General features: G+C 42.3%; 26 protein-coding genes. 12 read left to right on the top strand and 14 right to left on the bottom strand.

All coding sequences use genetic code 11. The annotated features are described in order from the left end of the window. Nucleotides 1-5: 5 nt before the first annotated feature. From IGQ44_12235 to IGQ44_12220, 4 genes are all read left to right on the top strand, one after another. On the top strand, nt 6-686 hold the full coding sequence (locus IGQ44_12235; protein ID HIK38745.1) for a 4-vinyl reductase: 681 nt from the start codon (nt 6-8) through the stop codon (nt 684-686). 72 nt (nt 687-758) lie between these two features. Continuing rightward, on the top strand, nt 759-1,244 hold the full coding sequence (locus tag IGQ44_12230) for a 2Fe-2S iron-sulfur cluster binding domain-containing protein (protein ID HIK38744.1): 486 nt from the start codon (nt 759-761) through the stop codon (nt 1,242-1,244). A 20-nt stretch (nt 1,245-1,264) separates the two neighbouring features. Then, nucleotides 1,265-1,717 carry a hypothetical protein gene (locus tag IGQ44_12225; protein HIK38743.1) on the top strand — a complete coding sequence of 151 codons (453 nt, stop codon included), beginning with the start codon at nt 1,265-1,267 and terminating at the stop codon, nt 1,715-1,717. Between the two features lie 15 nt (nt 1,718-1,732). Continuing rightward, nucleotides 1,733-2,512, top strand: coding sequence for a tetratricopeptide repeat protein (locus IGQ44_12220; GenBank protein ID HIK38742.1), 780 nt, complete (start codon nt 1,733-1,735; stop codon nt 2,510-2,512). A gap of 34 nt (nt 2,513-2,546) precedes the next feature. Here IGQ44_12220 and IGQ44_12215 read toward each other — a convergent pair whose 3' ends face one another. The 3 genes from IGQ44_12215 to IGQ44_12205 all read right to left on the bottom strand — a co-directional run bounded on the left by IGQ44_12215 (nt 2,547) and on the right by IGQ44_12205 (nt 6,506). After that, nucleotides 2,547-3,086, bottom strand: coding sequence for a peroxiredoxin (locus tag IGQ44_12215; protein ID HIK38741.1), 540 nt, complete (start codon nt 3,084-3,086; stop codon nt 2,547-2,549). A gap of 159 nt (nt 3,087-3,245) precedes the next feature. After that, nucleotides 3,246-4,076, bottom strand: a complete 831-nt coding sequence (locus tag IGQ44_12210) for a prolipoprotein diacylglyceryl transferase (protein ID HIK38740.1) — start codon at nt 4,074-4,076, stop codon at nt 3,246-3,248. A gap of 177 nt (nt 4,077-4,253) precedes the next feature. Beyond that, entirely contained in the window at nt 4,254-6,506 is a 2,253-nt protein-coding gene (locus tag IGQ44_12205) for an RNB domain-containing ribonuclease (protein ID HIK38739.1), read from the bottom strand. Between the two features lie 179 nt (nt 6,507-6,685). On the opposite strand from IGQ44_12205, the gene IGQ44_12200 reads away from it, so the two are divergent. The 5 genes from IGQ44_12200 (at nt 6,686) to IGQ44_12180 (ending at nt 10,658) form a co-directional block, all read left to right on the top strand. Continuing rightward, nucleotides 6,686-8,194: a dicarboxylate/amino acid:cation symporter gene (locus IGQ44_12200; protein HIK38738.1), complete on the top strand. Its 1,509-nt coding sequence runs from the start codon at nt 6,686-6,688 to the stop codon at nt 8,192-8,194. 130 nt (nt 8,195-8,324) lie between these two features. Next, the gene (locus IGQ44_12195; GenBank protein ID HIK38737.1) at nt 8,325-8,639 is read left to right on the top strand and encodes a DUF3119 family protein; all 315 of its coding nucleotides are present in this window, start codon (nt 8,325-8,327) and stop codon (nt 8,637-8,639) included. Between the two features lie 82 nt (nt 8,640-8,721). Further along, the gene (locus IGQ44_12190) at nt 8,722-9,957 is read left to right on the top strand and encodes a DUF3086 domain-containing protein (GenBank protein HIK38736.1); all 1,236 of its coding nucleotides are present in this window, start codon (nt 8,722-8,724) and stop codon (nt 9,955-9,957) included. A gap of 8 nt (nt 9,958-9,965) precedes the next feature. Continuing rightward, nucleotides 9,966-10,340 carry a hypothetical protein gene (locus tag IGQ44_12185; GenBank protein HIK38735.1) on the top strand — a complete coding sequence of 125 codons (375 nt, stop codon included), beginning with the start codon at nt 9,966-9,968 and terminating at the stop codon, nt 10,338-10,340. A gap of 48 nt (nt 10,341-10,388) precedes the next feature. Beyond that, a complete protein-coding gene (locus IGQ44_12180; protein HIK38734.1) occupies nt 10,389-10,658 on the top strand; it encodes a YciI family protein in 270 nt (89 codons plus the stop codon). An 83-nt stretch (nt 10,659-10,741) separates the two neighbouring features. Here IGQ44_12180 and IGQ44_12175 read toward each other — a convergent pair whose 3' ends face one another. The 8 genes from IGQ44_12175 to IGQ44_12140 form a co-directional block, all read right to left on the bottom strand. After that, nucleotides 10,742-11,599, bottom strand: coding sequence for an ABC transporter permease (locus IGQ44_12175; GenBank protein HIK38733.1), 858 nt, complete (start codon nt 11,597-11,599; stop codon nt 10,742-10,744). A 7-nt stretch (nt 11,600-11,606) separates the two neighbouring features. Then, complete coding sequence (locus IGQ44_12170; protein HIK38732.1) at nt 11,607-12,641, bottom strand: hypothetical protein; 1,035 nt, start codon at nt 12,639-12,641, stop codon at nt 11,607-11,609. 90 nt (nt 12,642-12,731) lie between these two features. Then, nucleotides 12,732-15,224, bottom strand: a complete 2,493-nt coding sequence (locus IGQ44_12165; GenBank protein HIK38731.1) for an EAL domain-containing protein — start codon at nt 15,222-15,224, stop codon at nt 12,732-12,734. 247 nt (nt 15,225-15,471) lie between these two features. Beyond that, nucleotides 15,472-15,903, bottom strand: coding sequence for a hemerythrin family protein (locus IGQ44_12160; GenBank protein ID HIK38730.1), 432 nt, complete (start codon nt 15,901-15,903; stop codon nt 15,472-15,474). Between the two features lie 139 nt (nt 15,904-16,042). Continuing rightward, nucleotides 16,043-17,233, bottom strand: a complete 1,191-nt coding sequence (locus IGQ44_12155) for a sigma-70 family RNA polymerase sigma factor (protein HIK38729.1) — start codon at nt 17,231-17,233, stop codon at nt 16,043-16,045. Nucleotides 17,234-17,269: 36 nt separating this feature from the next. Next, complete coding sequence (locus IGQ44_12150) at nt 17,270-18,079, bottom strand: DUF928 domain-containing protein (GenBank protein HIK38728.1); 810 nt, start codon at nt 18,077-18,079, stop codon at nt 17,270-17,272. Nucleotides 18,080-18,172: 93 nt separating this feature from the next. Next, nucleotides 18,173-19,207 (bottom strand): hypothetical protein, encoded by a 1,035-nt coding sequence (locus IGQ44_12145; GenBank protein HIK38727.1) that lies wholly within the window; start codon nt 19,205-19,207, stop codon nt 18,173-18,175. Between the two features lie 199 nt (nt 19,208-19,406). Beyond that, nucleotides 19,407-20,834 (bottom strand): NADP-dependent isocitrate dehydrogenase, encoded by a 1,428-nt coding sequence (locus IGQ44_12140; GenBank protein ID HIK38726.1) that lies wholly within the window; start codon nt 20,832-20,834, stop codon nt 19,407-19,409. Between the two features lie 134 nt (nt 20,835-20,968). On the opposite strand from IGQ44_12140, the gene IGQ44_12135 reads away from it, so the two are divergent. Together IGQ44_12135 and IGQ44_12130 are read left to right on the top strand one after the other, a co-directional pair. Then, nucleotides 20,969-21,892: a polyprenyl synthetase family protein gene (locus IGQ44_12135; GenBank protein HIK38725.1), complete on the top strand. Its 924-nt coding sequence runs from the start codon at nt 20,969-20,971 to the stop codon at nt 21,890-21,892. 5 nt (nt 21,893-21,897) lie between these two features. Continuing rightward, a complete protein-coding gene (locus IGQ44_12130) occupies nt 21,898-22,365 on the top strand; it encodes a divergent PAP2 family protein (protein ID HIK38724.1) in 468 nt (155 codons plus the stop codon). 19 nt (nt 22,366-22,384) lie between these two features. On the opposite strand, the gene IGQ44_12125 is transcribed toward IGQ44_12130, so the two are convergent. From IGQ44_12125 to IGQ44_12115, 3 genes are read right to left on the bottom strand one after another with little or no spacing between them, the layout of a single operon-like run. Then, nucleotides 22,385-22,738 (bottom strand): hypothetical protein, encoded by a 354-nt coding sequence (locus IGQ44_12125; protein ID HIK38723.1) that lies wholly within the window; start codon nt 22,736-22,738, stop codon nt 22,385-22,387. A gap of 48 nt (nt 22,739-22,786) precedes the next feature. Continuing rightward, a complete protein-coding gene (locus IGQ44_12120; protein HIK38722.1) occupies nt 22,787-23,383 on the bottom strand; it encodes an ATP-binding protein in 597 nt (198 codons plus the stop codon). 22 nt (nt 23,384-23,405) lie between these two features. Then, a complete protein-coding gene (locus IGQ44_12115) occupies nt 23,406-24,167 on the bottom strand; it encodes a rhodanese-related sulfurtransferase (GenBank protein ID HIK38721.1) in 762 nt (253 codons plus the stop codon). Nucleotides 24,168-24,285: 118 nt separating this feature from the next. On the opposite strand from IGQ44_12115, the gene IGQ44_12110 reads away from it, so the two are divergent. After that, a complete protein-coding gene (locus IGQ44_12110; protein ID HIK38720.1) occupies nt 24,286-24,741 on the top strand; it encodes a peroxiredoxin in 456 nt (151 codons plus the stop codon). Nucleotides 24,742-24,817 lie beyond the last annotated feature (76 nt).

The following is a 24,817-nucleotide window of genomic DNA, read 5'->3' as shown; positions in this document are numbered from 1 at the left end:
GAGTCATGATTTCTGTAGCCGACTTGTTGAATTCCAAAAAACCCCTCAAAGGCAATTATTTCGCCCCTGAAGCCTACGTGCAAGGCGACTTTGAATTGGGACTGTTGGAAACCCGTCTAGGGGCTCGTTTAATCGCCCTACCAGAGGTGTTTTTACAGGGGATGTATGAGGGATTGAAACATGAGTTAGGACAAGCCTACCCCCTAGTACTATACAATTGTGGTCGCTGGTGGGGCAAAAGTTTTTTCCGTCGCTTCCAACAGGAGGTAAGCCAGTACTATGGAATCCCCCTGGCACAAATGGAAATGGTAGAATTTTTAAGTTGCTTTAAGCAGTGTTGGAAAACCCATGGCTGGGGTACAATTGAATTCAACTTTGACTATTACCCCCACGGCCTGATAGTTATCTATACCACCAACTCCCCCTTTGCAGCCGCCGCGCCCAAAGGAGAAGGTTTCGCCTGTCAACTAGAAGCCGGAATACTCGCCTCCTTCTTCAGTCAACTCACAGGAGAAAATCTCGGCTGCATTCAAACCTCCTGTGAATCCATGGGTGCGCCAGTTAACTCCTTCATCCTAGGCCTTCTGGAAAGGGTGAAAATAGCTAAAACCTGGCTTGAAGAAGGACATGACCATACCTCCATTCTCGAAATGCTTTGCAACACACAAGTAAATAATGAGAGTTAGGATGGGCTTTGTGATGGGAATAGGTTAATCTGGAAATAGACCTAGTATCACAACACGCCAATACCTCTACCTATGGCAAAAATCATCAGAATAGTTCCCCTCGGCAAGGATACCGCCGTCAAAACCAATGACAATCTCCTTTCTGCATTGTTGAAAAACGAACTAAATGTACTACAAGAATGTGGCGGGAGGGGGATGTGTTCCACCTGTCATGTGTACATAAAAGAGGGCATGGAAAGTCTTACACCCCTCAACCGTCGCGAAAAAAGAACATTGGAAGTCATTACTACCTGTAAACCCAATTCCCGTCTCGCTTGCCAGGCAAGAGTCATTGGGGACGGTGTGGTGGTAGAATTGCCCCCGGGGATGTATCTCCATCAAATTGACGACATCGAGTCTTTGATAGGGAAAAGGGTACAAGAGGATATCCTTCACCCCATCACTGGTAAGGTGTTGGTGGAAAAAGGTAAGTTAATTACTAGATCTATGATTACCCAGTTAAAAGACACTAAGGTTGAAGCCGCTAGGTATCTCTCTCAGGTTACCGATGCCGTGTAGTATATCAGGAGAATCACTGTATGTTAAGACAACTAGCTGATTTAACCCTCGAGGCTGATGGCCGTTACGCCGAAGACTACGAGTTACAATTCCTAGAAGACTACCTAGACTCCCTGGATTTGAGGGTTCAAATATATAACAAAATCAGAGACAATGCCGATAAAATCATAGAACAAGTACGTCTTGGAAAGCAAAAACGTAATCCCCAATTCCAAGACTTCTATGCTACCTGTAAACGGGATTTGATGGACCTATTGCGTTATAGCGCGGCTGCCATACTGTTTGACGATTTGGAGAGACACCGCACTAACGCGTTATTGTGGTTTCAAACTATCTCCCGCGCCTTCTCCTTTACCGATGATAACAATGACACCTACGAGGTGTTGTTGGAAGTCATGCGTCAACTCCTAACCCCGGAAGAAGCCAAAATTGCCCTTCCCGCCTTTGAGCTGAATTGTGTTGTACTACAATAGAAGGGGTGAGACACTATGGAAGCCAAACAAGACTTTCTCGGTTATGCCGCCATAGGCGCCTCTATTTTCGGCACGGTGGTTGGCGCCCTCGCGGAGATGCCTGTTATCGCTTACCTCGGTATCACTGTGGGGGTTGGCTGTAGTGTTTTTAGTAGCCAACAAAATTACAAACAGCTGTTACAAGCCTACAATCAACAACAACAGTTAATCACCCAGTTGAATAGCCAGCTAGAGACTACCGGACAACAGTTGAACGACAAACTGGTAGAATACAAGGCAGATTTTGGCAACAGCCTCGAAAAATTCCAACATTCCCTCCAACAGATGCTGACAACAGTAAAACAAGACATGGCCCAGGAAATCAAACGACTGGATCTACAGTACCAAGAGTTAAATAACGTTGTCAGCAACATTAAGGAAATAGAAAACCTCTCTCAACGGCTGCATTCCCACTCCAATTCTGCCGAATTCTTCTACCAACGCGCCGTCGGTTACGAAAAATTAGGTAACTATGCTGGTGCTATAGAAGACTATACAGAGGCCATCAAGAGAGACAGCAATATGGCAAAAGCCTATCACAGGAGAGGGGTATTGTATTTGGAACAAGGGATGAAACAAAAGGCAGTGGACGACTTAAGAAGGGCAGCCCTACTCTATTTTGAGCAGGGGGATATTGAAAGCTACCACCAAGCCCGAGAAATGAGTCGTAACATCCACGAAATCCGCACCCTGGACAATGGGAAAGCCCAAGAAGTGGTGGTGGGTTCCCAATTATTCTCTGAAAACAGTAACTAGAATTAAAAAGGGGGAGTTTTTTTCCCCCCCAACTCTATGTTTCTCGTTTGCCCGACAACTCTTCTAGTTTTGCCAAAACCTCCTTGCTGTGGATAATAGGCCTTACTGATAAGAATTTTGCCACTAGAATGCCCTCAGGGTTTATAATGAAGGTGTGACGGAGTGAACGACCCGCTAGGAAAGAACCGTAGGCTTTACTCACACTCCCGTCTGTGTCAGAGAGAAGGGGGAATTGCAATCCCTCCTCCTCGCAGAAACTCTCATGAGAAGCTACAGAATCCACACTAACACCAATCACCTCTGCATTCAGTTGGTGGTATTTCTCTAAATCCTCCTGGAATTTGCGCGCCTCTATGGTACAACCGGGAGTGAAGTCTTGAGGATAGAAATACAACACCACCCACTTGCCACGATAGTCTTTTAACGACACCGTCTCGTTGCCCCTATTGGTAGGCAGGGTAAAATCTGGTGCGGGTTGATTCAGGGCCGGTTGTACCCCCCCCAACGCCAATGCCGAGGGGTTACACAATAGGCTTGAAAATATAAAAATCAGTCCAATTATCCGCTTCCACATGGCTAGGTTGAGACATTGTGCCATCTAGCAATTTTAACTTTTCCTTGCGCCCGACGCCACGCCGCCACTGTCTTTACCCTTTCCCAGCAAATTGATACTCTATTGCACTAGGTAAACGGAAGAAGGACTACAAATTAAGCCGCCTACCCCCACTCCCCCTTACCCAATCACGTCGGGCAATTCCCTCTTTAAAATATACAACCAAAATAAGGCTGTTAACCCCATTATTATGGCTGTCAGACTAACCAGTTGAGCTACTCTTATCCCCCCCAGCATTAAACTATCAGTCCTAAGCCCTTCAATCCATATTCTCCCAATACTATAGCCTATCAAATACACAATAAATATAGTGCCTTTTTTGAGTTTCTTGCCGTTACTATCTACCCGGAAAAAGAGATATATTAAGATAAAAAAAACCAAAAAATTCCAAATAGATTCGTAAAGAAAAGTGGGATGAAAATAGTCAAATTCCAGGTATTCAACCGGACGATGGCTGGGAGGAATATATAATTTCCATGGTAGGTCAGTGGGCGTACCAAAAGCCTCGGAATTAAAAAAATTGCCCCACCTACCAATAGCCTGACCTAAAATGAGAGAAGGAGCCACAATGTCTGCTAATTGCCAAAAGGACTGACGGTTTATCTTAGCAAAAATTATACCGGCTATAATACCACCAATGATAGCACCATGAATGGCAATTCCACCCTGCCATATGGCAATAATATCCTGGGGGCGTCCAGCGTAGTTTTCCCACTGAAATAAAACATAATAAATTCTAGCCATGGGAATGGCACCAATCACTAACCACATCGCCATGTCCGCCACTAACTCCGGTGACACCTGACGTCTTCTCCCTAACTGTTGAGACAACACCACTCCAATTAATACTGCTAGGGCAATTAGAAATCCATACCAACGAATGGTTATAGGCCCTAATTGGAACAAAATTGGACCAGGAGAACGTAACTGCATTATTATCCCTTGTTCCATCTCATTTCTCCGAACTTCATCGGCAATTATAACCCCCGGCGGTTGACAACTCTACTCTGTTATTTTAAAATGAAGTCAGTGGTAGAATGGGCCTGTTTTGCGGTCTATTCACTGGAGAGAAAAAACAAATAAAAACAAACAATGGTTGTGCCCCTAGTGGGCCCATTAGAGTTAAGTTTATTCTAATAACTGGTGTTGGATGAGGAAAACCCTACAGGCGCACTGTTTTGCCTCTTTTTTGCTTCTTCCATAACCCTGAGATTGCAGCGATTTCCCCTCCAATTCAAGAGAAACAACACAGGAAAAAATGCCATTGAGGCTTATAAATCTATAATTGAGGATTTGCCAGTTGTTTTTCTGACAAAGTTGATGGAGTTTTGATACCCAGTCTCGAGTTGTGGGTTTTTCCGGTTTTTTTAAAATGAGACTATTTTTGGCAGTATCAACGAGATTGTCAATAGCCTGGGGATTATTGGTGAGGGTGTTTTCCAAATAACTCTTAATGTAGGCAAGGGATGCCTTTTGTTTGGCTTTATTTTTTCTACTGTCCCATTGGGGATAAGGATGGGTTAGATTATTGATATAACAGTGGGCATAATATTGTTTGTGAGAAGGAGAATATTCTATTTTAAATTCCAGGGGAAGGTTTTCTTTTTGTGAGTAAGTTAACACCACAGAAACTGCATTTAATCCTAGAGAATCTACATCAGTATCATCCAGACATACCCTGAGTCTCCCCACAAACCATATATTGTATAAGTCTTTCACTGTCAGACTTTTAATTCTTCTGTTAATTTCCTCTATCACTAGACTGTCAAATTGGGTTTTTAGACAAAATTCTATCAACTTGCTGAAGTCTTTTCCCTCTAAATCTTTGATGTCACATTTCCCCTCCTTGCATGACAACTTGCTGGTTATAAAGTCTTCTATGGTTGGGGGAGGTATGGGATTGGGTTTATCTGTCAATTCTCCCCGGATATATGACTTGATGGCTGCCAACGCTGCCTTGTGTTTCACTCTATTTTTCCTGGCATCTCCCTCCGGATTAACCGTTGTCTTCCCGTCTATGTAACAGTAGGCAAAATATTTCTTCCTTAACTCACAATATTCAAATTTGTATTCTACCACTGAGTCTTCCAGTTGTGATTTGACTAACAACACTGAAACGGCATCCACATTCTCGTCGTCAAAAAACTTGTCAATTCCTGCTACAAACCAGATGTAGTAATAGTCTTTTGTCTGTAATTCCCCTCTTCTTAATTCTAAAAGTCTAGTGAACAAATCCACTCGTTGGCAACATCTATTCTTTATCTTGATTGCTATATACTGGATTAAATCTGACAACTCCCCTTGGGATAGATTTTTAAACAATTCCTCTGAAAGATTGTTATATTGCCACTCCAACTCCGCCCTCTTTTTCTCCCGCATGTAATTAGACTTATCTATCTTGAATTTTGACTGAAATTCATTGACCATTTTGGCAATTTCTGATAATTCTTCAAGACTATAGGGAGAGGATTGCCCATTAAGAAAATTCTTAAGGATGCGGTGGTTCACCAAATCAACAAATCTCCTCAAAGGGCTGGTAAAATGGGTGTAAGCCCTCAATCCTAATCCCACATGGGGCCTGGGAGAAGAGTCATAAACCGCAGGCACTAGACAATGCCCCATGGTTTTTATGGCTAATTCTAAATCCTCTATTCCCACATCCTGAGTGCGATACAGTGCTGCTACTTTATTTGTGGCAAGAAAATTAGCTACCACCCTGTTTGTTAGAATCATAAACTCGGCTATCATCTGGTAAGCATTGGCGTTTTCTTTTATTAGATTTCCGTCTTCATCTATGTAGCCGTCTTTAGTTAAAATACCCGATTTACCACCTCTTTTTAAGGCTAACAACTTCGCCAGTTTTTGCATCTTAACTAGTAGTTTTTCCTCCGGCTTATCCTGGGGATTATTCAGAATCTTCTCCACCTCTTCATAACTAAATGCCTTTTTGTTGGTAAAAATGGTTTCTCTGATAGTAAAACTTTCCACATCTCCCTGATTATTCAACCTAAAAAATAGAGTAATGGCCAATCTTTCCTTATTCTCCTCCAGTGAGGCTAAATCATTACTGAGACGACTGGGAAGCATTGGGGTAGGAGGATTAGTATGATAAAGGGTAATTACTCTTTTTTTCGCCTCTATGTCAATGGGAGAATCTTTAGGAATTAGACTGGCAACATCAGTTATACTAACCTGCAATTCCAATTTGCCATCTTCCAACTCTTTCAACCAAATGCCATCGTCTCTATCCATAGTATTGCTATCATCTATAGTGATTCCAAATACAGGCAATCTCTGACAATAATAATCAGCCAAGTTAATGGCGTAAGCCTGTTGCAAATGCTTTTCCCTAAATTTCCTGGGTTTTATTTCTGTTTTCATACTTTTCTGACCAATTCTCGGCTTTTATCTTCGTATATAATATTATCCCATACCTAATTTTCTGTAACTACTGTATCCAGGCGAATTTGTCTTTTCCCTCGCCACCACAGCACAACTAGAAACAACATATCAATGAATCTTAATTAATCCCTCTTGTCAAGGACTGGAGTGAGAAGAAAATGACTAGAAATAACAACAGTTATGAGTTTTCCTGGAACTATTTTGTAAGTCTGTTTACCGGGATAACATTGGGAATTATCCTGGGAGGATTTATGCCAAAATTGGGGCAAGAAGTAAAGTTTTTGGGAGAGTTATTTATTAACACCCTATTAATGTTGGTAGTGCCACTGGTGATGATTTCAATGATAACAAGTATCACATCCCTGGGAGATTTGCGACAACTGAGAGGATTGGGATATAAAACTATATTTTTCTACATGATAACCACCGCCGTTGCCGTGATTCTGGGATTAATTTTAGTAAATGTAATTCAACCAGGAGTAGCAGATACAGAAGCGGAAAGACTGAAAATAAGAGGAGGAGAATTATTGGCTGATGTTGAATACTTTGTCAACGATAACAAGGTTACCATTTTTGGGGGAGAATTCAAAAGCTCATGGGATGAGCGTTATTTCGTATTATTAATAGACCAAAATATAACCGGCAATATCTCTGAGAAAATAAAGACAAACTCCCAGACAATTGTAGTAGACGGTTGGCGAGATGCCAGAGGAGAAACAGTTAAACCATCCCCCCAGGGAAAGGGTATAAAAATCGATTTGACTGTAACAAAAAAACTAGAGGAAAAAAAAGAAACTACCGTAGCCGAAACCCTAAAACAAGTAATAGTGGGATTATTACCCCGTAATATTTTCCAGGCAATGGCAGAAAATGACGTGTTGCCCCTTATCGTCTTCTCCCTGCTTTTCGGGGGGGTTTTAACTACTGTAGAGGGTGGGAGAATAATAATTGACTTTTGTTCAACCCTCAACACTGTTATTCTAAAAATTGTTGACATTATACTCCTATTTGCCCCATTAGGGATTTGCGCACTAGTCGCCGGCCGTTTAGGAGAAGCGGGTGGGTGGAGTGGTTTCACCACCGACTTAATTTTCCTGGGAAGGTATGTTTTTACCGTTTTCTTCGGCCTTCTTATTCATGGCATAGTCATACTACCCCTATTTCTCTATACTATCACAAAAAAATCCCCATGGCGGTATTTGCGCAGGAGTTTTCCCTGCCTGATGACGGCCTTTGCCACCGCCTCCAGTTCCGCTACCATCCCCGTCACCCTGGAATGTGTCATCAAAAACAATAGGGTGGATAGTAGAATTGCCGATTTTGTAATACCTCTAGGAGCAACAATAAACATGGATGGGACAGCACTATATGAGGCAGTGGCGGCAGTATTCATAGCCCAAATTTATGGGATTGAGTTGGGATTGGCAGAAGCGGTAATTGTCTTTTTTACCGCAACCCTAGCAGCCATTGGCGCAGCCGGCATTCCAGAAGCGGGATTGGTTACCATGGTAATGGTACTAAAGGCCGTTAATCTGCCTGTAGAGGGCATATCTTTAATTCTAGTTATAGATTGGTTTTTAGACCGTTGTCGCACCACCATAAATGTCTGGGGGGACTGTGTGGTGGCAGGCATTATAGACTCCCTAGAAAAGAAAGACAGTCAATAGTTCTAGTTTTGGGTTAGAATCAAAGTTGACATGATATCATTGACTCGTGTTGTCCGTGAATAAAAAAATCTCTACTGGCGGCACTGTGGAATTGGCTCCCCGTTACGCCCTCTCATCGGTTATAATCCTCATGGGGGTGGCATTAACTGTTTTCCTTTGGTGGTTGGGGTTGTTGCTTACCCTCTTCGGCATTTTTCTTTTTCTTCAAACCAGTATCATTAGACTGCGATTTACACCCACAGCCCTGGAAGTATATCGGGGGGGTGCTAAAATCAGAGTATTCCCCTATCAAGACTGGGAGAATTGGCTAATTTTTTGGCCCGGCCTGCCAATTATATTTTACTTTAAGGAGGTAAAAAGCATTCACTTGTTGCCCATTATTTTTGATGCCGTTACCCTCCAAGAGTGTTTAGAAACTCATGTGCCTGCTCCTAGACGGCAATAATTGTATAATAAAATAGTCCAGGTTTTAGTTGTCATGTTTTATGTCCAACTTTCAAGCCTCTGGTAAAGAAAAAAACAATACTATGAATTTTGAAAACTTCGAGGATGACGATGATATTTGGGAAAAACAAAATCAGGAGGGGGATGGCAGTCGCTTCAATATAGAAACCAATCCAACCGGAGAAGATTCCCCACATCAAGCCAGTCAAGAAACAAGTCTTTCCCAGGAGAATTTATTGCCTCAACAAGAAAATCCCGACGTTGACACAAATACCATAGCCACTGAAACTCCACAACAGAAAAACACCGCTTCCGAGAATATCCCTCTTACCGAAAAAAGTGCCTCTTTTCAAGAGAAAAAATGGGAAGATATCCAATTGGATAAAGAAAGCATATTGGCAGAAATAAATGATTTAATCAGCAGGAAAAATGAGTTGATAAGACAACAGGAGGAGATAAGCAAAGCCATAGGCAAAATAGTAGAAAATGGGTTGGCAGAATTGGAAAACAAGAGAAGAAATCTGGAAATCGCCATAGAGAAATTAGAGAGGAGGAAAGAAAAAATCGAACAGGAAATAAAACGGAATTTCCTAGGGATATCCCAGGAGTTAGCTATCCGACTACAGGGATTTAAAGACTATCTGATAGGCAGTTTGCAAGAATTGGTGGCGGCGGCAGAAGAAATCAACCTATCACCACCCTCGCCAACCCCCGTTGAAGTAAAACCCACCTCACCGACGGCAACAGTGACACCCGCCACACCCCAATTCGTAGAAAAGGCATTTAGGGAAGAAACTAGACAGATTCGTCGTCTTTTAGACCAGTATCGCACAAAACCCGACTATTATGGCCCTCCTTGGCAACTACGTCGCACTTTTGAGCCACTTCAGGCGGAAAGGGTGGCTACTTGGTTTTTCTCCCTCGGCGGTAGAGGAGCAGTACCGAGTCTTTCCACAAGACTACAAAATATACTCGTGGCATCGGCCATCATATCCATCCTATACCATTTATATGGGGACAGGGTGCGTGTGTTGTTACTGGCAGACACACCAGAAAAACTGGGGGAGTGGCGACGGGGTTTGCAAGACTGTCTGGGCATCTCCCGTAGTGATTTTGGCCCAAACCGCGGTGTAGCTCTCTTTGAAACTACTGATGCTTTGCTCCAGAGGGGTGATAGGCTTGTGGCAGAGAATTATCTACCCCTAGTAATCATGGATTTGAGTGATGACAAGGTGAGTCTCTCTCTTTTAAAATACCCCCTCTGGCTTGCCTTTGCACCAGACACTAGACAGTCACCCCCCGTTAGTAACTGGACCTAGCTGTTATAATGGCAAGTAGGAGAAATATAAAAATCTCCCAAATCGGTTTAGTTGTTATTCCCCGGCAGGAGGCGGCAGAGATGACACTTTTTCCCCTTAGGAAAATCACCCCATTATTCTCTATGGTTTTGCTATTGAATACAGTAAAAGCCCTACCATTATTGTCTCAAATTCCACAGGAGAATACTTACCAAAATAGATGTGTTGCAGTCATAAAAAGATGGATTGAGGGGAAGGCACCTTTTACCTCTACAGAAGCCACCGCAATGGCACAAAGATACTGTGCTCATGTGGGGCAGAATTTAAATATGGACTGTCTGACTAGGAGTTACAATTATGCCCTATCATCGCCCTTTTATAATAACAGACAGGCTGTGGTATAGGCTCTTAACACTTGTAGCGTTCAGTGGTAGAATCAGGGAAGAAAATCTATGCCAAAATATGTGTTGTTTGGAAGCTATTGTGAAAACGCTCTAGAAAGGAGAATACCATACCGTCAGGCACATTTAGAGGGTTTACAAAAACAAAAAGAACAGGGTATCCTAGTCACCATAGGTCCCACCAAGGATAATACCAAGGTTTTTGCTATTTATGAGGCAGAAAGTGAAGATGTTGTAAGAAAGCTAGTAGAATCAGACCCCTACTGGCAAAATGGTATTTGGACAGAATACGAGATTAAAGAGTGGATTCAGGTTTTCTAATTTCCCTTTCCTCCCTCTTTCCATTTCCCTTGCCCGGAGAAATAAAAAAAATGATTATCGTTGTTATAATTTCAGGACAGCCCCTAATCATGGGGGTGTAATTTTTCACTCAACCCCTCCCCCAACAAAGACAATCCTGTTACGAGTATTGTCATTGCTAAGCCAGGGAATAACGCACTCCACCACACCCCTGTGGGCAATCCGTCTAAGGCCATTTTTAAATCATGCCCCCATTCTGGCACATCTTCGGGTAATCCCAGTCCCAAAAAACCTAATGCCCCTAGTATCAGGATAGCATCAGCGGCATTTAATGTAAAGAGCACTGGGATGTTTTGCACCACATTGAGGAAGATATGTTTGTATAATATCCTGATGGCAGACGCCCCCATTGCCTTGGCAGCTTCCACATACAATTCCGTTTTAACACTAGTGGTTTGATTTCTGATAACCCTATAATATTGGGGGACATAGGAGATAGATAGGGCTATTGCCGCATTTAGAATTCCCCTCCCCACCACAAATGCTAGGGTTACAGATAACAGTAAGCCAGGAAGGGTGTAGATTGTATCCATCAAAAACAGAATTATTCTATCTATTCTCCCTCCTAAATACCCACTAATTAATCCTAGAGGCACCCCAATACTTAAACTCAATAGGGTAGCACAAATCACCACCTCAATTGCCGCTTGTGTACCAAAAATTGTCCTTGAAAAAACATCATAACCCTGTGCATTTGTGCCAAACCAGTATTTGCCATTAGGGGGGTGATTTATTGGATTTGCAAGGGATTGTATTGGGTTTTGAATCAATCCCCATTTTTGTAACATAGGAGCTAGAATCGCCATCGTCACAAAGGTAATTGTAATAGCAATCCCTACGTTCATTAAAAAATCCGATATTTTCTGTTTTTTTCTGCCGAGAAAACTACTAATAACTGACATCTTTATCTTACCAAAATACGTCGGTCTTAGGAGCGTTAAGATTAAGTGGGAAAAACCACTGAATGGTGGCAAGAATGTCTGCAAAGGGAGGGAAGAAAAACCAAATGTTTATCTTTTCCTCTGGGAATTGGATGGCAGGAATAACAGCTGTTTGTATCACCAGCCGAAGGATAAAAAGGAAAAAATTTAGAAAAAACAAGAGGCGAAAAGTTAAAAAGTCATAGTGATGATATAACCATAACCCCGTCAACGTCAACAACAGTGGCAGTGGCAAAGTCTGTACTAAAATCGAGAAGACACACTGGCAGTATCCCATTTCCAGTACCAATCCCCTATTATAGTCCTTTAACCCCCCAAAGATGTTTATTTTAACTAAATCACTGCCATCAGCCACAACCTGCCTATAATTGCCTTTGCCTAGAATCTTATTGTTGTTAGAGGATTGTGATAATTGTCTTTTCAGTAAAACACAGTAGTTGGCAATGCCACCACCAAGTGTATACCACCCACTTAACCATAAAGCTAATGGCAAGTCTTTCCACCCCCGCCGGAGAATAAATTTGGGTAACAGATAAACTACTTCACAATTTTGCTTCAAGGCAAAACTTAAAACACTAGATGCCAAATTTTTATGAATATAATCCCCCCCCCTTACCACCAACACCCATTCACTCCTTCTGGAAACATTATAAAGTCCTGAGTCTAACATGCCATTGTTGACATCAAGAAATCTAATCCTAGGGTCCTTCTCTGATAATACTTTTATGTTCTCGTTTTTAAAACAATCACGGGTAGCCAAGACAAGGATTTCCCTTACCTCATAACTTTGTCTGGAAATTCCTGCCAACAAACGGTAGATATTCTTATCGTCACCGGCAGGTATTATAATAACACTTACCTTGCCAATCAAACCCAGATGGGGTACTGTTGGGATTATACGGTATCGTCGCCCTAGTTTGTCAATAAAATTTCTAAGAAGAATAAAGGTAGCAATCGTTTGCCAAAGCAGGAGATTGAAGCAGACAAAAGCAATAACTGACATCCAAACACCCCTTTTTCTTTTCCCTGTCTTTTATATTCCTATTTTCCCACTCCCTGTGGGGGTTGGATTTCAGGTGGGGTGGGGGTGTCTTCAAATTTTGCCTTTTATGAAGGGAATTATCTCCTCTGCCAACAGAGGCTTACTGAATAAATAACCCTGCATTATCTTACAACCCAGTCTTTCCAGTAAGCCAGCCTGTTGTGTATTTTCTACCCCCTCCGCCACCACTTCCAAATTAAATCCCTTCCCTAGGGTAATTATTGCTGAAATAATCGCCACGTCTTCCGGAGAATCCTCTTTTAATTCTCCCACAAAACTCTGATCTATTTTTATTTTCTTAAACGGAAATTTCTTCAAATAACTAAGAGAAGAATAACCGGCGCCGAAATCGTCAATCGCGATTGAAATCCCCATTAACGTCAATTCCTGTAATATTTCCCTTGTTAAATCGGGATGGGCTATAATAGTCGTCTCCGTTATTTCTAACTCCAAATGATTTGGATCTATTTGCGTTTCTCTGATGATCCCCTTAATGGTGGGAAGTAAACTGGGTTGACACTGTCTGGCAGACAGGTTAATGGCTGTCTTTATGGGAGGTAGGCCAGCTTCTTGCCATCTCTTGTGGTCTAGACAAGCTGTGTATAAAACCCACTCGCCAATGGTGTTAATATAACCCGTTTCTTCGGCAATGGGAATAAAGTCTGCCGGTGAGATTATCCCCCACTCGGGATGTAGCCACCGGAGTAAGGCTTCTACTCCTACTACTTGTCCGGAGTGAATATTAATCTGGGGCTGATATACTAAGTATAGTTGTTTATTTTCGATGGCACGATACAGATGTGTTTCTAAATGCAGGGAGTCTTCTTTTCTCTGATTCATGGAGGGGTTGTAAAATTGATACTGGTTGCCACCATTGTCTTTACTGCGATACAAGGCTACATCCGCATTTCTTACTAGGGTTTCTGGGGTTTCGCCATCCTGGGGATATATGGCAACACCCATACTCAGATGACAGTAGAGTTGATATTCGGCAACCACAATCGGCTGTTGAAAGCTTTCAAATATCCTTTTGGCAACAATGGCAACATCCTCAGGGTTTGTTATTTCCGGCAACAGGATGGTAAACTCATCCCCCCCCCATCTGGCAATTGTATCCCGGCTTGTTAGAGAATTTTTGAGTCTGATGGCTACTTGCTGTAAAAAACGATCCCCCACGTCATGACCCAGTGTATCATTGATATTCTTGAAGCGATCTAAATCGATGAAAATTACTGCTAGACTGCCATTATACCTCCGAGCCCGGGCAATTGCTTTTTGGAGTTTATCGTTGAATAGACTCCTGTTTCCCAAGCGGGTTAGCCAGTCATGGGAGGCTTGGTAGTATAATAACCCCTCTGCCATTTTTCTCTCCGTGATGTCCCTCACCGCATAACAAATGTATTCCTTCGCCCCATAACAAATTGTGCTAACATTCACTTCTACATCTATCAAACTGCCGCCGCGGTGACGGTGTACTGACTCTTGGGTTATATTTAGACGCTCCCTTTGCACCTTCCCTATAATATTATCATTTATCTCTGGATCTGTGGCCACCACGTCATATATTCTTAGACTGACTATTTCTTCCTGTTTATAACCCACCAGACTACAGTAGGCGGGATTGGCTTCTATTATTTTTTTTGTAGCCGGATCTACTAGTATAATACCCTCAGATATTTGTCTTACTATTGCCCTATATTTCTCCTCATTTTCTCTTAGAGTCTTCTCCTGATTGTATCTGTCGCAGAAGGAGAAAATGTAGGAATTTATGGCTTTTCTATCTGGGGTGTATCTCAGATACTGGCTATATATTTTCCCCTCATATTCCACCTCCCTCACTGAGAAATCTTTTCTGCTTTTTTCCAATTCCAGCCATGCATTTTTTAGGAAGGGATTTTGGTTTTCGTCTAATTCGATATGGGGAAATGTCTCTCGGAAAATATCATTGGCTTCTATTAACTTATTGTCGCTACTAATCTTCAATTGGGGACAGGATAACTGGTATTGGCTTTGTTCAAGAATAAAAAGGATTTCATTTAGGAAGAAATTTACCCCATTTCCTTTTGTTTTTTCAGGCACTGTTGTATCAGAACCCGCCTTTTTCAACAGGGTAGACTTTTGTTCCAACCCATTTACTTCCCCTTCTGAGTCTATAGGAGGGGGTGTTGTGACTGAGAGTGAATCCTGTTTAAATCCCTCAATTATTTCATAGGTCATTTCTATTTCCTCTCCGCCAATGTGAATTATATCCCCGGTTTTTAATTCATGGGAGAGGATTTTATTTCCGTTGACAAAAATTCCATTGCTGCTCCTGTTGCCCTTTAAATCCCCGTCTATAATCCAAAACAAATTTTGTTGTGCTTCTCCCTTGTATTTCACCGGCAAAATGGTACAATGAAAGCGAGATACTATCGGGTGATGAATTACAATTTTATTGCTGGAATGACGCCCCACTGAATATACTTCTTGATTCAATGATATTCTCTGGACAACATCCCCGTATTTTATTGTCAATATATGTTGAGAATTGGAATGTTCTCCCATACCCGGTAACTCTTTAAATGCCGTTGAGTTAAATGTCGTCGAAATTTTCTCCTCCCCTTCCTTTATTTGTTCCTCTCTTTAATTTAATTGTTTTAGCCTTCAACCCGGTCACAACATAACCTACTCACTAGACAATACTGCTAATATAATAACCCATTTTTGATGACTGGAAATAAACCGCAAAAAAAAAGAGAGTCTTAACAACCCCCCTAAACTAGTTCGTATCGACAACAACTGGCAATCAGAATCATCCGGCTTCTACTTGTTTGTTTTTCTCCACTTCTCTGATGTGTTTCATGTAGGCGAAGTCTTCCACTTTGATGTGGCTGGCTAACCAGTTATTGAGGAAAAGCAGCAATTCTACACTGATAAAACTGTTACCCGCCATAAACTCTTGTCGAAATTTTTTCACCTTCTCCGTCAATTCTTGGTGGATTTTCTTGTGTTCGTGATAACGAGGATAGTTATAAGATAACATGTATAACTCCTCATCGGTGAAATGTTTTACAGTATACTCTAACAACTCATCCAGTATTTCTCCCAATATGATTTTACTTTTGCCTTCTTTCATGGCACTGTGCAGTCTGTTAATAATTGTAAACAATTGTTGGTGTTCTTTGTCTATTTTTTGATTCCCCGTATGATATTCTGGGGTGAATTCTACAAATGTTCTTGTCATGACTTCCCTCCGGCTTCTTCATCTTGTTTCTCGATTATAACCCTTATATTTTTTCTATTTTATACCCTTTACTTTTCTTAATATGAATTGCCTTTAAAATGTCTAAAAATACAAAAAAATACATTCGTGTAAAAAAATTCTAGGAGTTGTAATGTTTAATCAGCCATCCCTCCAAGATTGTATCCAAATATTTAATGTCATCTATATTTGTATCAATGCTCAGGTTATCCTTAACCCAAGCCATTAGATTCTTTAGAAGTATCTCCCTTGCTTTTGCCAATTTGCGGGAGACATTGTATTGTTTTATACCCGTTTGCTGCTCAATGTGTTTTTGAGTAAGATTATCCCTATAGTACAATTCGAGTATTCGTGACAATTCAGAGGGAAGTTTTCGAAGACTTTCCGTGAGTATCTGTTGGATGTCTATGTAAATTCTACCCCTTATAGCGGTTTCTTCGGCGTCTATAATTTGTTGGAGGGGAGAGGATTTCTCAGAGGCAATTGTCTCTAATAACTCCCCGGATTCCTCTTGGTTAATAGCGGCATTTAGGGAAACTGTTTTTGGATATAAATACTGGCGGATAAGTAGGGCACAGTATTTTAGTATTTTGGCACATTTTTCCGGCTCTAGTTGGGTTGTGTTTTCTGATAATTGGGGATAATTTTTCAGCTGTTGTTGGTAGGCAGCAATGATTTTCTCCCAAACATCCGGCGGCGGCGATGTTAGCTTCTGAGACGTTTTCTTGTCATTAGGGGTGTAAATTCTCTGAAAACAGCTGAAAAGTAAACAGTACTGTTGTATAGTAAGACTATCTAACCCCGCCTCTTTTAGACTGGCAATTAGCCTCTTTTTACTGGTTTTGCGCAACAACGCCCAGTCGGTGCAAATGTCTGCCGCTGCCTTTTGTCTTAAACTATTATTAAGTATTGTCCTGAATCCCACCCTGGCAAAACCCACTAGGGATGTGCCCTGGGCTGGTTTATAGTATCTTAGTATTTCTTCATAGTTAGCTATGCAAATTTGAAAATAATCTGATAAAGTATAAGGAAGATGAGGAAATTTCCTAAAAACGTTCAGGGCGGTCAAATAACAGGGTTCTTGCAGATAGGCGAGGAGATGGTTTCTTGCTAGGGAATTGGGGCAATGAAGCCATTGTCTATAGAAGTGGAGGGCTAAGAATTTCTCGTTGATGCTTCTGGATTCCTCCTGTTGAAGAATTTTTTCTATATTCCTCCTAAGTCTAAAATCGGTTAGCCATCCCCCAAACCTATCCCCAGAAAATTGTATAAAGGTGGAAAACAAGTCCATTAAGTCATTTCTCGGCTGCATGGTGTGTGGCTATTTTTCTTGAAATCAACTGTTATACTAACCGCCCTTAGGCTGAAAAGACAGATCTTGTAATTGTAGAAGTTTCAACAGACTCTGCCATTTTTCCCTGATAACAAGGTTGTCTATATTGTCCTGATACAATCGTGCCAGTTCGTCCACGGCATCATACCATAAGTTATTATCTCTATAGAGTTCATATCTTTCCAGGGGAGACAATTTACTGAGTTGCAACTCCAATTCGGGGGTGGTTGCCAATTTTTGAATGCCTCCCGTCACTGTTGCCTCTACCCCGCGTTTCCCCTCCTGACAGACTATTTTCAACTCCCAAGTATAGTTTTCCCCATCCTTTAGGGCAAATTCAGTTTTCTTAGGAAGAGAAATCCTGAATAAGCCGGTGGAATCAGCCTCAAGGGGTGGGTGGTAAGTCATTTTTTGGTTGGTGGTGTCTTTAAGAGTGAATTCCAGATTTGTTATCTTAGTGGTAGGGACAAGTAGGTAAAACCAAAAATGGGGGTAGCGATGGAGAGTGTAGTCATTCCCCTGATTGGCAGTTAAGGCCACTAATAAAGGATTGCTTAGATTACAGGTGGAAATCGAGCGTGTTGCACCCCTGGTTTGGCTTCTATTACTACCTATGGGTGTACCAGTTGGCGGGGGGGGTGGCAGTTTTAATTTCAACCCGGGGTTTAGTTTCTCCCTGCCGGCTTGGCTATTGGGCTTTATGATAGTCGTAGTTGTGGTTGTAGCTATAGTAGTCTGACTGTGGAGGAGAGATACACAGCAAAAAACCATAATGGTAGCAAAACCAACCCCCGCCCCACTATACCTCTTTGTGAGTTTCCCCATGGCTGACATGAGAATTAGTTTTTATAGGCCTATTGTTAATTCTAGCAGGGGAACTATAAGGCCTGAGGAAATATTTAAACTATTGTTTATTTGCTAATAGATCATCTTGACAAAATGGGCATGTTCCAGATAGTCATGGTAGGTTTTATATAATTCAAACCCTGGTAGTCTGGTTTTGAAACTGGGGGGGATAATAAATTGATTGCCGTCATACTGATTTCTGATGGAGGTGATAGAATGGTACACCTTTTCCCATTTCCTCAACTGGCGGAGAAATAGCTGGAATTGAGGATAAATCTGGGCGTATTTGTCATTTAACCCTATATATTGGATAATTCTTGCTATGTTTGTCAGCTGAGTCTCCTTATCTTCTCTCATGTGTAGAATCCTATCCGCCAGGGAGAGGAAAAATGTTTCCTCTGTTTTTGTAAACAACAATAGGGGTTTCAAAGTCTCCAAGGATTCCACCTGTTGACAGTGGAGAAACTTTTTGATTTTAGCAAACACCTCCCAGTTGTTTAGCTTTTCTGTTTTTAACAACTCGATGAAGTTAATTAAACTGTCTATCTCCGATACTTTGCGGTAACAGCTACTATAGTTGCTTATCAATTTCTGCTCTTTTTCATCTTCCACTTTTCCCCGGAATTGTGTCTCCAGTTTGTTGAGTTTTTCCTGAAAGATTAATTTGTGATGATTCTCCCTTACTAGCCTGAATACCTCCTGGAAAAATTCTTGGGCTTCTTCGCTGGTAGCAGTATCTTCTATACTCTGAATTTTCTGCAGAATTTCTATGTTGTCTATTACAGTTTTGAACAACTCCTTCCCCACCAAAATGTAGTGATTGTTAGACTCATAATACCGCTGAAAATAGGCCTGAAGGCGAGCAAAAATAAGAAAACCAGGCTGGCTGAATTTTTCGTTAAAAAGTGCCCTTAAATTAACAGTGACCCCCCCTAAAACTTCTAAATAATAATCGTGGAGAGAGACTACCTCCTTACAAATCTGCAGACGGGAATGGCCTTTAAATAAATACTCACATAGTGTCCTCTCCCCAATCAGAGGACGATTCCACCAGGGCTTTTCCACTCTGGCTTCCGTCTTCCCACTCATGAGCAATCCCGTCTTCATGTTTTTCCTCTCTGTCTCCCTCCCTAGCTACGATGTTAATTGTTTTTCCTCCAGCTGCAATCAGTATTATCCCTTATTTTTACCTTTTTTTTACTAATTTTTCTTAAAGTTTCCCCGGGGTTTCTGACGAGATGGTCTAAAAAAAATAGGCCTCCAAGGGCCAAATATTAAGTGTTAATATCCAGTTGTAAACCCTGGGTTAAGAGGAAAAATGATGGATAATAGCCTGGGCAAACTCAGAACATTTTAAGGGGGGAGAGACGGGGGGAGTCATAAGACGGGCTAAATCATAAGTGACCTGTCTGGAAGCAATGGCCCTACTAATACCATGACGAATTAAATCAGCAGCCTCCTGCCAACCCATGAAGTCCAACATCATCACCCCGGAGAGAATCAGAGAAGCGGGATTTACCCTGTCTAACCCCGCATGTTTGGGGGCTGTGCCATGGGTCGCCTCAAATATAGCACAATTGTCACCAATGTTGGCACCAGGACTCATGCCTAAGCCGCCAACAATAGCAGCCGCCGCGTCGGAGAGGTAATCCCCGTTCAAATTCATGGTGGCTAGGATGGAATACTCCTCGGGACGAGTTTGGATTTGTTGAAAAATATTGTCAGCAATCCGGTCGTTGACCAGGACTTTATCCCGCCATTGGCCATTGCCATGGGTAGTCCAAATGGAGTCTAATACCCTTTTCACCTCCTCACACACCTGAGCTCGTTTTTCGGGAGTGAGGGTATCATAACTCGGTTCTATTTGACGGGCATTCTCTTCAATGGTGATGTGAGGATTGGCCTCCTTGTTGCTTAAAATCCAGGATTCCCTCTCGGTAACACAGTCTGCCCGAAATTCCGTGGTGGCCAACTCATACCCCCAGTCACGAAATGCTCCCTCTGTGTACTTCATGATGTTACCTTTGTGTACTAAAGTCACCACCCGTTTGGGTTTAGGGAGTCTGAGGGCATGTTGGATAGCACGACGAATCAACCTTTGGCTACCCCTTTTACTGATGGGTTTAACTCCAATGCCGGCATCCGGGGGAATCCTCTTGTTTTTGTGTTCAGGGGTAGCAGGTATTAACTCCTCGTTCAGAATTTTAATGAGTTTCTGTCCTATTTCTGACCCCTCCTGCCATTCTATCCCCAAGTAGATATCTTCTGTATTCTCTCTGTAAACAATCACATCTAGCTTTTCTGGATTCCTATGGGGGGATGGTGTGCCCTCATAATAACGACAAGGACGTACACAGGCGTATAGATCAAAAATCTGTCTTAAGGCTACGTTTAATGAGCGAATCCCCCCACCTACAGGTGTAGTTAACGGTCCCTTTATGGCTATACCATATTCTCTAATGGCATTGATGGTATCCTCGGGGAGGTACTGATAAGCCCCATATTTCTCACAAGCCTCATCCCCCGCATACACCTTAAACCAATGTATCTTCCTCTTGCCACCATAGGCCCTCTCCACCGCCGCATCAATCACCCTCTCTGTGGCAGGCCAAATGTCCACTCCTATCCCATCCCCCCTAATATAGGGAATTATAGGCTCATCGGGCACTATGGGCTGTCCATTGTTAAACTGAATCTTCCCCCCCCTCTCTGGAGGCGTTATCTTCTCAAACATTTCCTACTATACACAGTATCTACACTTGGCAAATGCAATATTATATCCCCTCTACCCCACTTTCTTGATCTATCGTCCCCAATCGTTGATAATTGACTACAAAGCCTCTCTATTGTGTAACTCAAGTTCCCACAATGATACCATTAGGAGTAAAACCCACAGGCAACACCGAGCACTTCAACCTACAACAGTATCTCCAGGAAAAGAAGGAAAAGATAGAAAGAGCACTGGATGCCTCCTTGCCCATAGGCGATCCTGCTAAAATATATGAGGCCATGCGTTACTCCCTCCTGGCGGGGGGTAAGCGTCTACGCCCCATTTTGTGTCTGGCTACTGCAGAATTGTTAGGGCAAACGGAAGAGGTGGCTATGCCCACTGCCATCGCCCTAGAAATGATACACACCATGTCTCTGATCCATGACGATTTGCCTGCCATGGACAATGATGATTATAGGAGAGGGCGTCCTACAAACCACAAGGTTTATGGGGAAGACATTGCTATCCTGGCAGGGGATGGTTTGTTGGCTTATTCCTTTGAATATGTCGCTAAAAATACTACTGGAGTACCACCAGAAAGGGTAGTAAGGGTTTTGGCTATTCTCGGTGAAGCCGTGGGTGCAAAGGGACTAGTAGGAGGGCAAGTGTTAGACTTAGAATGCGAGGGGAAAACTGACATCACCGCAGAAATGTTGACTTCCATCCACCGTCGTAAAACTGGTGCCCTCCTGGAAGCCTGTGTCTCCTGTGGGGCAGTCTTAGCTGGCGCTCAACAGGAAGATTTACAACGTCTTTCTGTTTATGCCCAAAACATCGGTTTAGCCTTCCAAATTATAGATGACATCTTGGATGTTACTGCCACCACCGAACAGTTAGGCAAAACCGCCGGTAAAGACGTCTCCGCCCAAAAAGCCACCTATCCTCGACTGTGGGGAGTGGAAGTCTCCCGTCAGAAAGCCCAAGAATTAGTTGATGCCGCCATCCAACAACTCTCCTTCTACGGGGAAAAGGCTACCCCCCTTCGCGCTATTGCCGAGTATGTCGTCAACCGCAGTAACTAATCCCCATGATGGACGTTTTTAGGGCAATCCTTACCAACCAATTACTTGTTATACCCCTTCTTACCTGTGTCCTCGCCCAGATTATTAAAGTCTGGGTGGATACCATCAGCCATCGTAAATTCAGTTTCCGTTTCCTTGTTAGCACCGGTGGTATGCCTAGTGCCCATTCTGCTCTTGTAGGCGCTCTTGCTACTGGCGTTGGACAAACTTTAGGATGGAATTCCCCCGAATTCGCCATTGCCACTGTGTTTGCTCTTATTGTCATGTATGATGCCGCCGGTGTCAGACAAGCCGCTGGCAAACAAGCCCGTATTCTTAATCAGATTATGGATGAACTACGTAATGAGAAATTCAATGAGGAAAGGCTGAAAGAACTATTGGGTCATACCCCTTTTCAAGTTTTGGTGGGACTACTTTTAGGCGTATGTAGTTCTCTTTTTTTTACCCCCCTTTTTGCCAAACTCAGCTATTAAATTCTACATCCCCCTTCTATTAGCTTATTTCCAACTTTAGTCCTGGGAGGAACTTTTGGAAGTTTTTTAGGGATTTTTTTTGCCACGGTATTTGCTCTGATCCTAGTATGGTTAGTTGAATTTTTTTTCTCTTTCTCAGCCCTATTATGAATTTAGACAGCATGCTAATTCCGGAACTATTTAAAAAGTGCAAATCCCTCAGATCAATAGTCATATTTTCTGGCTCTTCCTCCGCCACCGCCTCTAACAATTCTCTTATTGGTGAATATTCTTGAGGCCCTCCCAAACTTAATTCCCCCTTGAAATTCACACAAACTTTCTCCGGCTCAAATTCTACCACATAGTCTATCCCCTCTATTCTTTTTCTCTCCATTTCCCTTTCACTTTCCCTTCCAATAACTTGGACTTATTATATTCCAATTTATACCTCTATTTGTACCATTGTTGTTACCATATAGAATTTTCTTTCCCCCCTACTCACCTCTTCAAATTTCCACCCCAGTTTGGCATTATAATCATTAATCATCGTCAACAATCCCAACCCGCAGGAATCCTCTTCCTCATGACAGTCATTTGCTGCCTTTTCTATGTGTTCCATGTATAATTGTTCCGGATCACTAGAAAAGAGTTTATGGATGAAATTCTCCAATTTCTCCCGTCTTTTTGCACTTATACCGTTAGTTGCAAAAACCACTGCTATCAGACTCTCATTGCCCAAAAAATGAACACCGAATTTCACCTGTGTTTGTGCTTCTTCATAATTGTATTTCATTGCATTCTCTAACAACTCGTTTGCTATATACGACACTGCTGACTTACTTTCTTGAATTCTCTTTTGTTGTTCAGCGTCACTGTCATCCAGAGGCAAAAAAGTGGTAAAATAGTCTGCTATAAAGTGGGCGGATAGTCTGTTGTTTCGCCAGCGTTTTTTCAGGGGCACAGATGTGGGAGTAAAAGTCAATTCCAGGGAATCCCTCTCTGGGGGAAATTGTTGGATAAAATCTCCCAATATCAGCATTTTCTCCTTCCCTTAAACTCCACTAACCCTCAATAGGAATAGGATTTCCTGTTTTACTGTCCAGTTTATAACTTCCCTTTTCTAGGCCATGTTTCACTGCCACCCTGTCATCGAAGACGAAACACTCCCCTTCCCACAAACTCTTTTCTGGTGGTATTTCCTCTAGATATTTTAAAATACCTCCCTTCAGGTGATAAACTTCCTTAAACCCCCTGTTTAACATATAGGCAGTCGCCTTTTCACAGCGAATTCCCCCTGTACAAAACATTGCTATTTTGGTATCTTTCTGGGGTTCTAAATTTTTCTCTATATACTCCCTTAATTGTCTAAAAGAGTGGATATGGGGGTTAATAGCGCCTTTAAAAGTTCCAATTTTCACCTCATACTCATTCCTAGTATCTATCACTTTTACATCTGGTTGAGAGATTAAGTCATTCCAATCCTTTGCTGCCACATATATGCCCACCCTTTCATTTGGATTTGCCCCTGGGCCAAAAGTGATAATTTCCCTTTTTATTTTCACCTTCATTTTCCTAAAGGGGTAGTCTGTTACCGGGGCATATTTAACTTCTATATCCTCACAGTTGAGTATTTTTTTTATCTGGTCAATCACCACATCCAGCTTTTGCCTTTCCCCCACAATATTAGCATTTATTCCCTCTGACGCCAACAAAATAGTGCCCCTTATCCCCTCCTGGTTACACCACGTCAACATTTTCTCCTGTAAATCCCTCAGATTCTCCAAAGGCAAAAACCGATAAAACGACGCCAAAGTTAGATTCATAAATTCCTGTTTGCCACTTGCCATCTAGCCTCCTCTTATTATCATAACCCCTGTGGGTGGTGAGATACAATTAATCTTCAAATTAGTTATTATCTTATTAGCCATTTTCCTTTAGATTATGACTAGCTTAAAGGTTGGAGACAAAGCACCAGATTTTGCCCTGCCCAGTGCGGATGGTAAGATAGTTCGTCTTAGTGACTTTCTCGGCAAAAAAGCCGTTGTCTTGTTTTTCTACCCCAAAGACGACACTCCCGGTTGTACCATGGAATCCTGTACATTCAGGGATAATTACCAAGTATTTCAAGAGGCTGGCGCTGAGGTTATCGGCATCAGCGGTGATTCTCCCCAATCCCATCGCCAATTTGCCGGCAAATACCAACTCCCCTTTCCCCTCCTCAGTGACGAAAACAACCTGGTTAGGAAACTATACGGTGTGCCCAACGCCCTCTTCTTCCTTCCCGGTAGAGTCACCTATGTCATCGACAAAAACGGCATCATCCGACACATTTTCAACTCTCTCTTCGACGTCAAAGCCCATGTCCAAGAAGCCCTAAAAACCATTCAATCCCTCTAAACCCCCACTTTCCTCCCCACACCCCTTGACAGTTTCCCCTTTTTTTGCTACAATCGGGGGTATGATGGGGTTACAT

This window comes from Geminocystis sp. M7585_C2015_104 (genome assembly GCA_015295805.1).
Classification (GTDB): domain Bacteria; phylum Cyanobacteriota; class Cyanobacteriia; order Cyanobacteriales; family Cyanobacteriaceae; genus DVEF01.
Note: the sequence above shows the minus strand (reverse complement) of the source record. Positions and strands in the feature narration are given on the sequence as shown.

Coding starts and splice junctions, on each gene's coding strand:
- IGQ44_12235 (HIK38745.1), top strand. CDS start 6: ATGATTTCTGTAGCCGACTTGTTGAATTCCAAAAAACCCCTCAAAGGC.
- IGQ44_12230 (HIK38744.1), top strand. CDS start 759: ATGGCAAAAATCATCAGAATAGTTCCCCTCGGCAAGGATACCGCCGTC.
- IGQ44_12225 (HIK38743.1), top strand. CDS start 1,265: ATGTTAAGACAACTAGCTGATTTAACCCTCGAGGCTGATGGCCGTTAC.
- IGQ44_12220 (HIK38742.1), top strand. CDS start 1,733: ATGGAAGCCAAACAAGACTTTCTCGGTTATGCCGCCATAGGCGCCTCT.
- IGQ44_12215 (HIK38741.1), bottom strand. CDS start 3,086: ATGTGGAAGCGGATAATTGGACTGATTTTTATATTTTCAAGCCTATTG.
- IGQ44_12210 (HIK38740.1), bottom strand. CDS start 4,076: ATGGAACAAGGGATAATAATGCAGTTACGTTCTCCTGGTCCAATTTTG.
- IGQ44_12205 (HIK38739.1), bottom strand. CDS start 6,506: ATGAAAACAGAAATAAAACCCAGGAAATTTAGGGAAAAGCATTTGCAA.
- IGQ44_12200 (HIK38738.1), top strand. CDS start 6,686: ATGACTAGAAATAACAACAGTTATGAGTTTTCCTGGAACTATTTTGTA.
- IGQ44_12195 (HIK38737.1), top strand. CDS start 8,325: ATGGGGGTGGCATTAACTGTTTTCCTTTGGTGGTTGGGGTTGTTGCTT.
- IGQ44_12190 (HIK38736.1), top strand. CDS start 8,722: ATGAATTTTGAAAACTTCGAGGATGACGATGATATTTGGGAAAAACAA.
- IGQ44_12185 (HIK38735.1), top strand. CDS start 9,966: ATGGCAAGTAGGAGAAATATAAAAATCTCCCAAATCGGTTTAGTTGTT.
- IGQ44_12180 (HIK38734.1), top strand. CDS start 10,389: ATGCCAAAATATGTGTTGTTTGGAAGCTATTGTGAAAACGCTCTAGAA.
- IGQ44_12175 (HIK38733.1), bottom strand. CDS start 11,599: ATGTCAGTTATTAGTAGTTTTCTCGGCAGAAAAAAACAGAAAATATCG.
- IGQ44_12170 (HIK38732.1), bottom strand. CDS start 12,641: ATGTCAGTTATTGCTTTTGTCTGCTTCAATCTCCTGCTTTGGCAAACG.
- IGQ44_12165 (HIK38731.1), bottom strand. CDS start 15,224: ATGGGAGAACATTCCAATTCTCAACATATATTGACAATAAAATACGGG.
- IGQ44_12160 (HIK38730.1), bottom strand. CDS start 15,903: ATGACAAGAACATTTGTAGAATTCACCCCAGAATATCATACGGGGAAT.
- IGQ44_12155 (HIK38729.1), bottom strand. CDS start 17,233: ATGCAGCCGAGAAATGACTTAATGGACTTGTTTTCCACCTTTATACAA.
- IGQ44_12150 (HIK38728.1), bottom strand. CDS start 18,079: ATGGGGAAACTCACAAAGAGGTATAGTGGGGCGGGGGTTGGTTTTGCT.
- IGQ44_12145 (HIK38727.1), bottom strand. CDS start 19,207: ATGAAGACGGGATTGCTCATGAGTGGGAAGACGGAAGCCAGAGTGGAA.
- IGQ44_12140 (HIK38726.1), bottom strand. CDS start 20,834: ATGTTTGAGAAGATAACGCCTCCAGAGAGGGGGGGGAAGATTCAGTTT.
- IGQ44_12135 (HIK38725.1), top strand. CDS start 20,969: ATGATACCATTAGGAGTAAAACCCACAGGCAACACCGAGCACTTCAAC.
- IGQ44_12130 (HIK38724.1), top strand. CDS start 21,898: ATGATGGACGTTTTTAGGGCAATCCTTACCAACCAATTACTTGTTATA.
- IGQ44_12125 (HIK38723.1), bottom strand. CDS start 22,738: ATGGAGAGAAAAAGAATAGAGGGGATAGACTATGTGGTAGAATTTGAG.
- IGQ44_12120 (HIK38722.1), bottom strand. CDS start 23,383: ATGCTGATATTGGGAGATTTTATCCAACAATTTCCCCCAGAGAGGGAT.
- IGQ44_12115 (HIK38721.1), bottom strand. CDS start 24,167: ATGAATCTAACTTTGGCGTCGTTTTATCGGTTTTTGCCTTTGGAGAAT.
- IGQ44_12110 (HIK38720.1), top strand. CDS start 24,286: ATGACTAGCTTAAAGGTTGGAGACAAAGCACCAGATTTTGCCCTGCCC.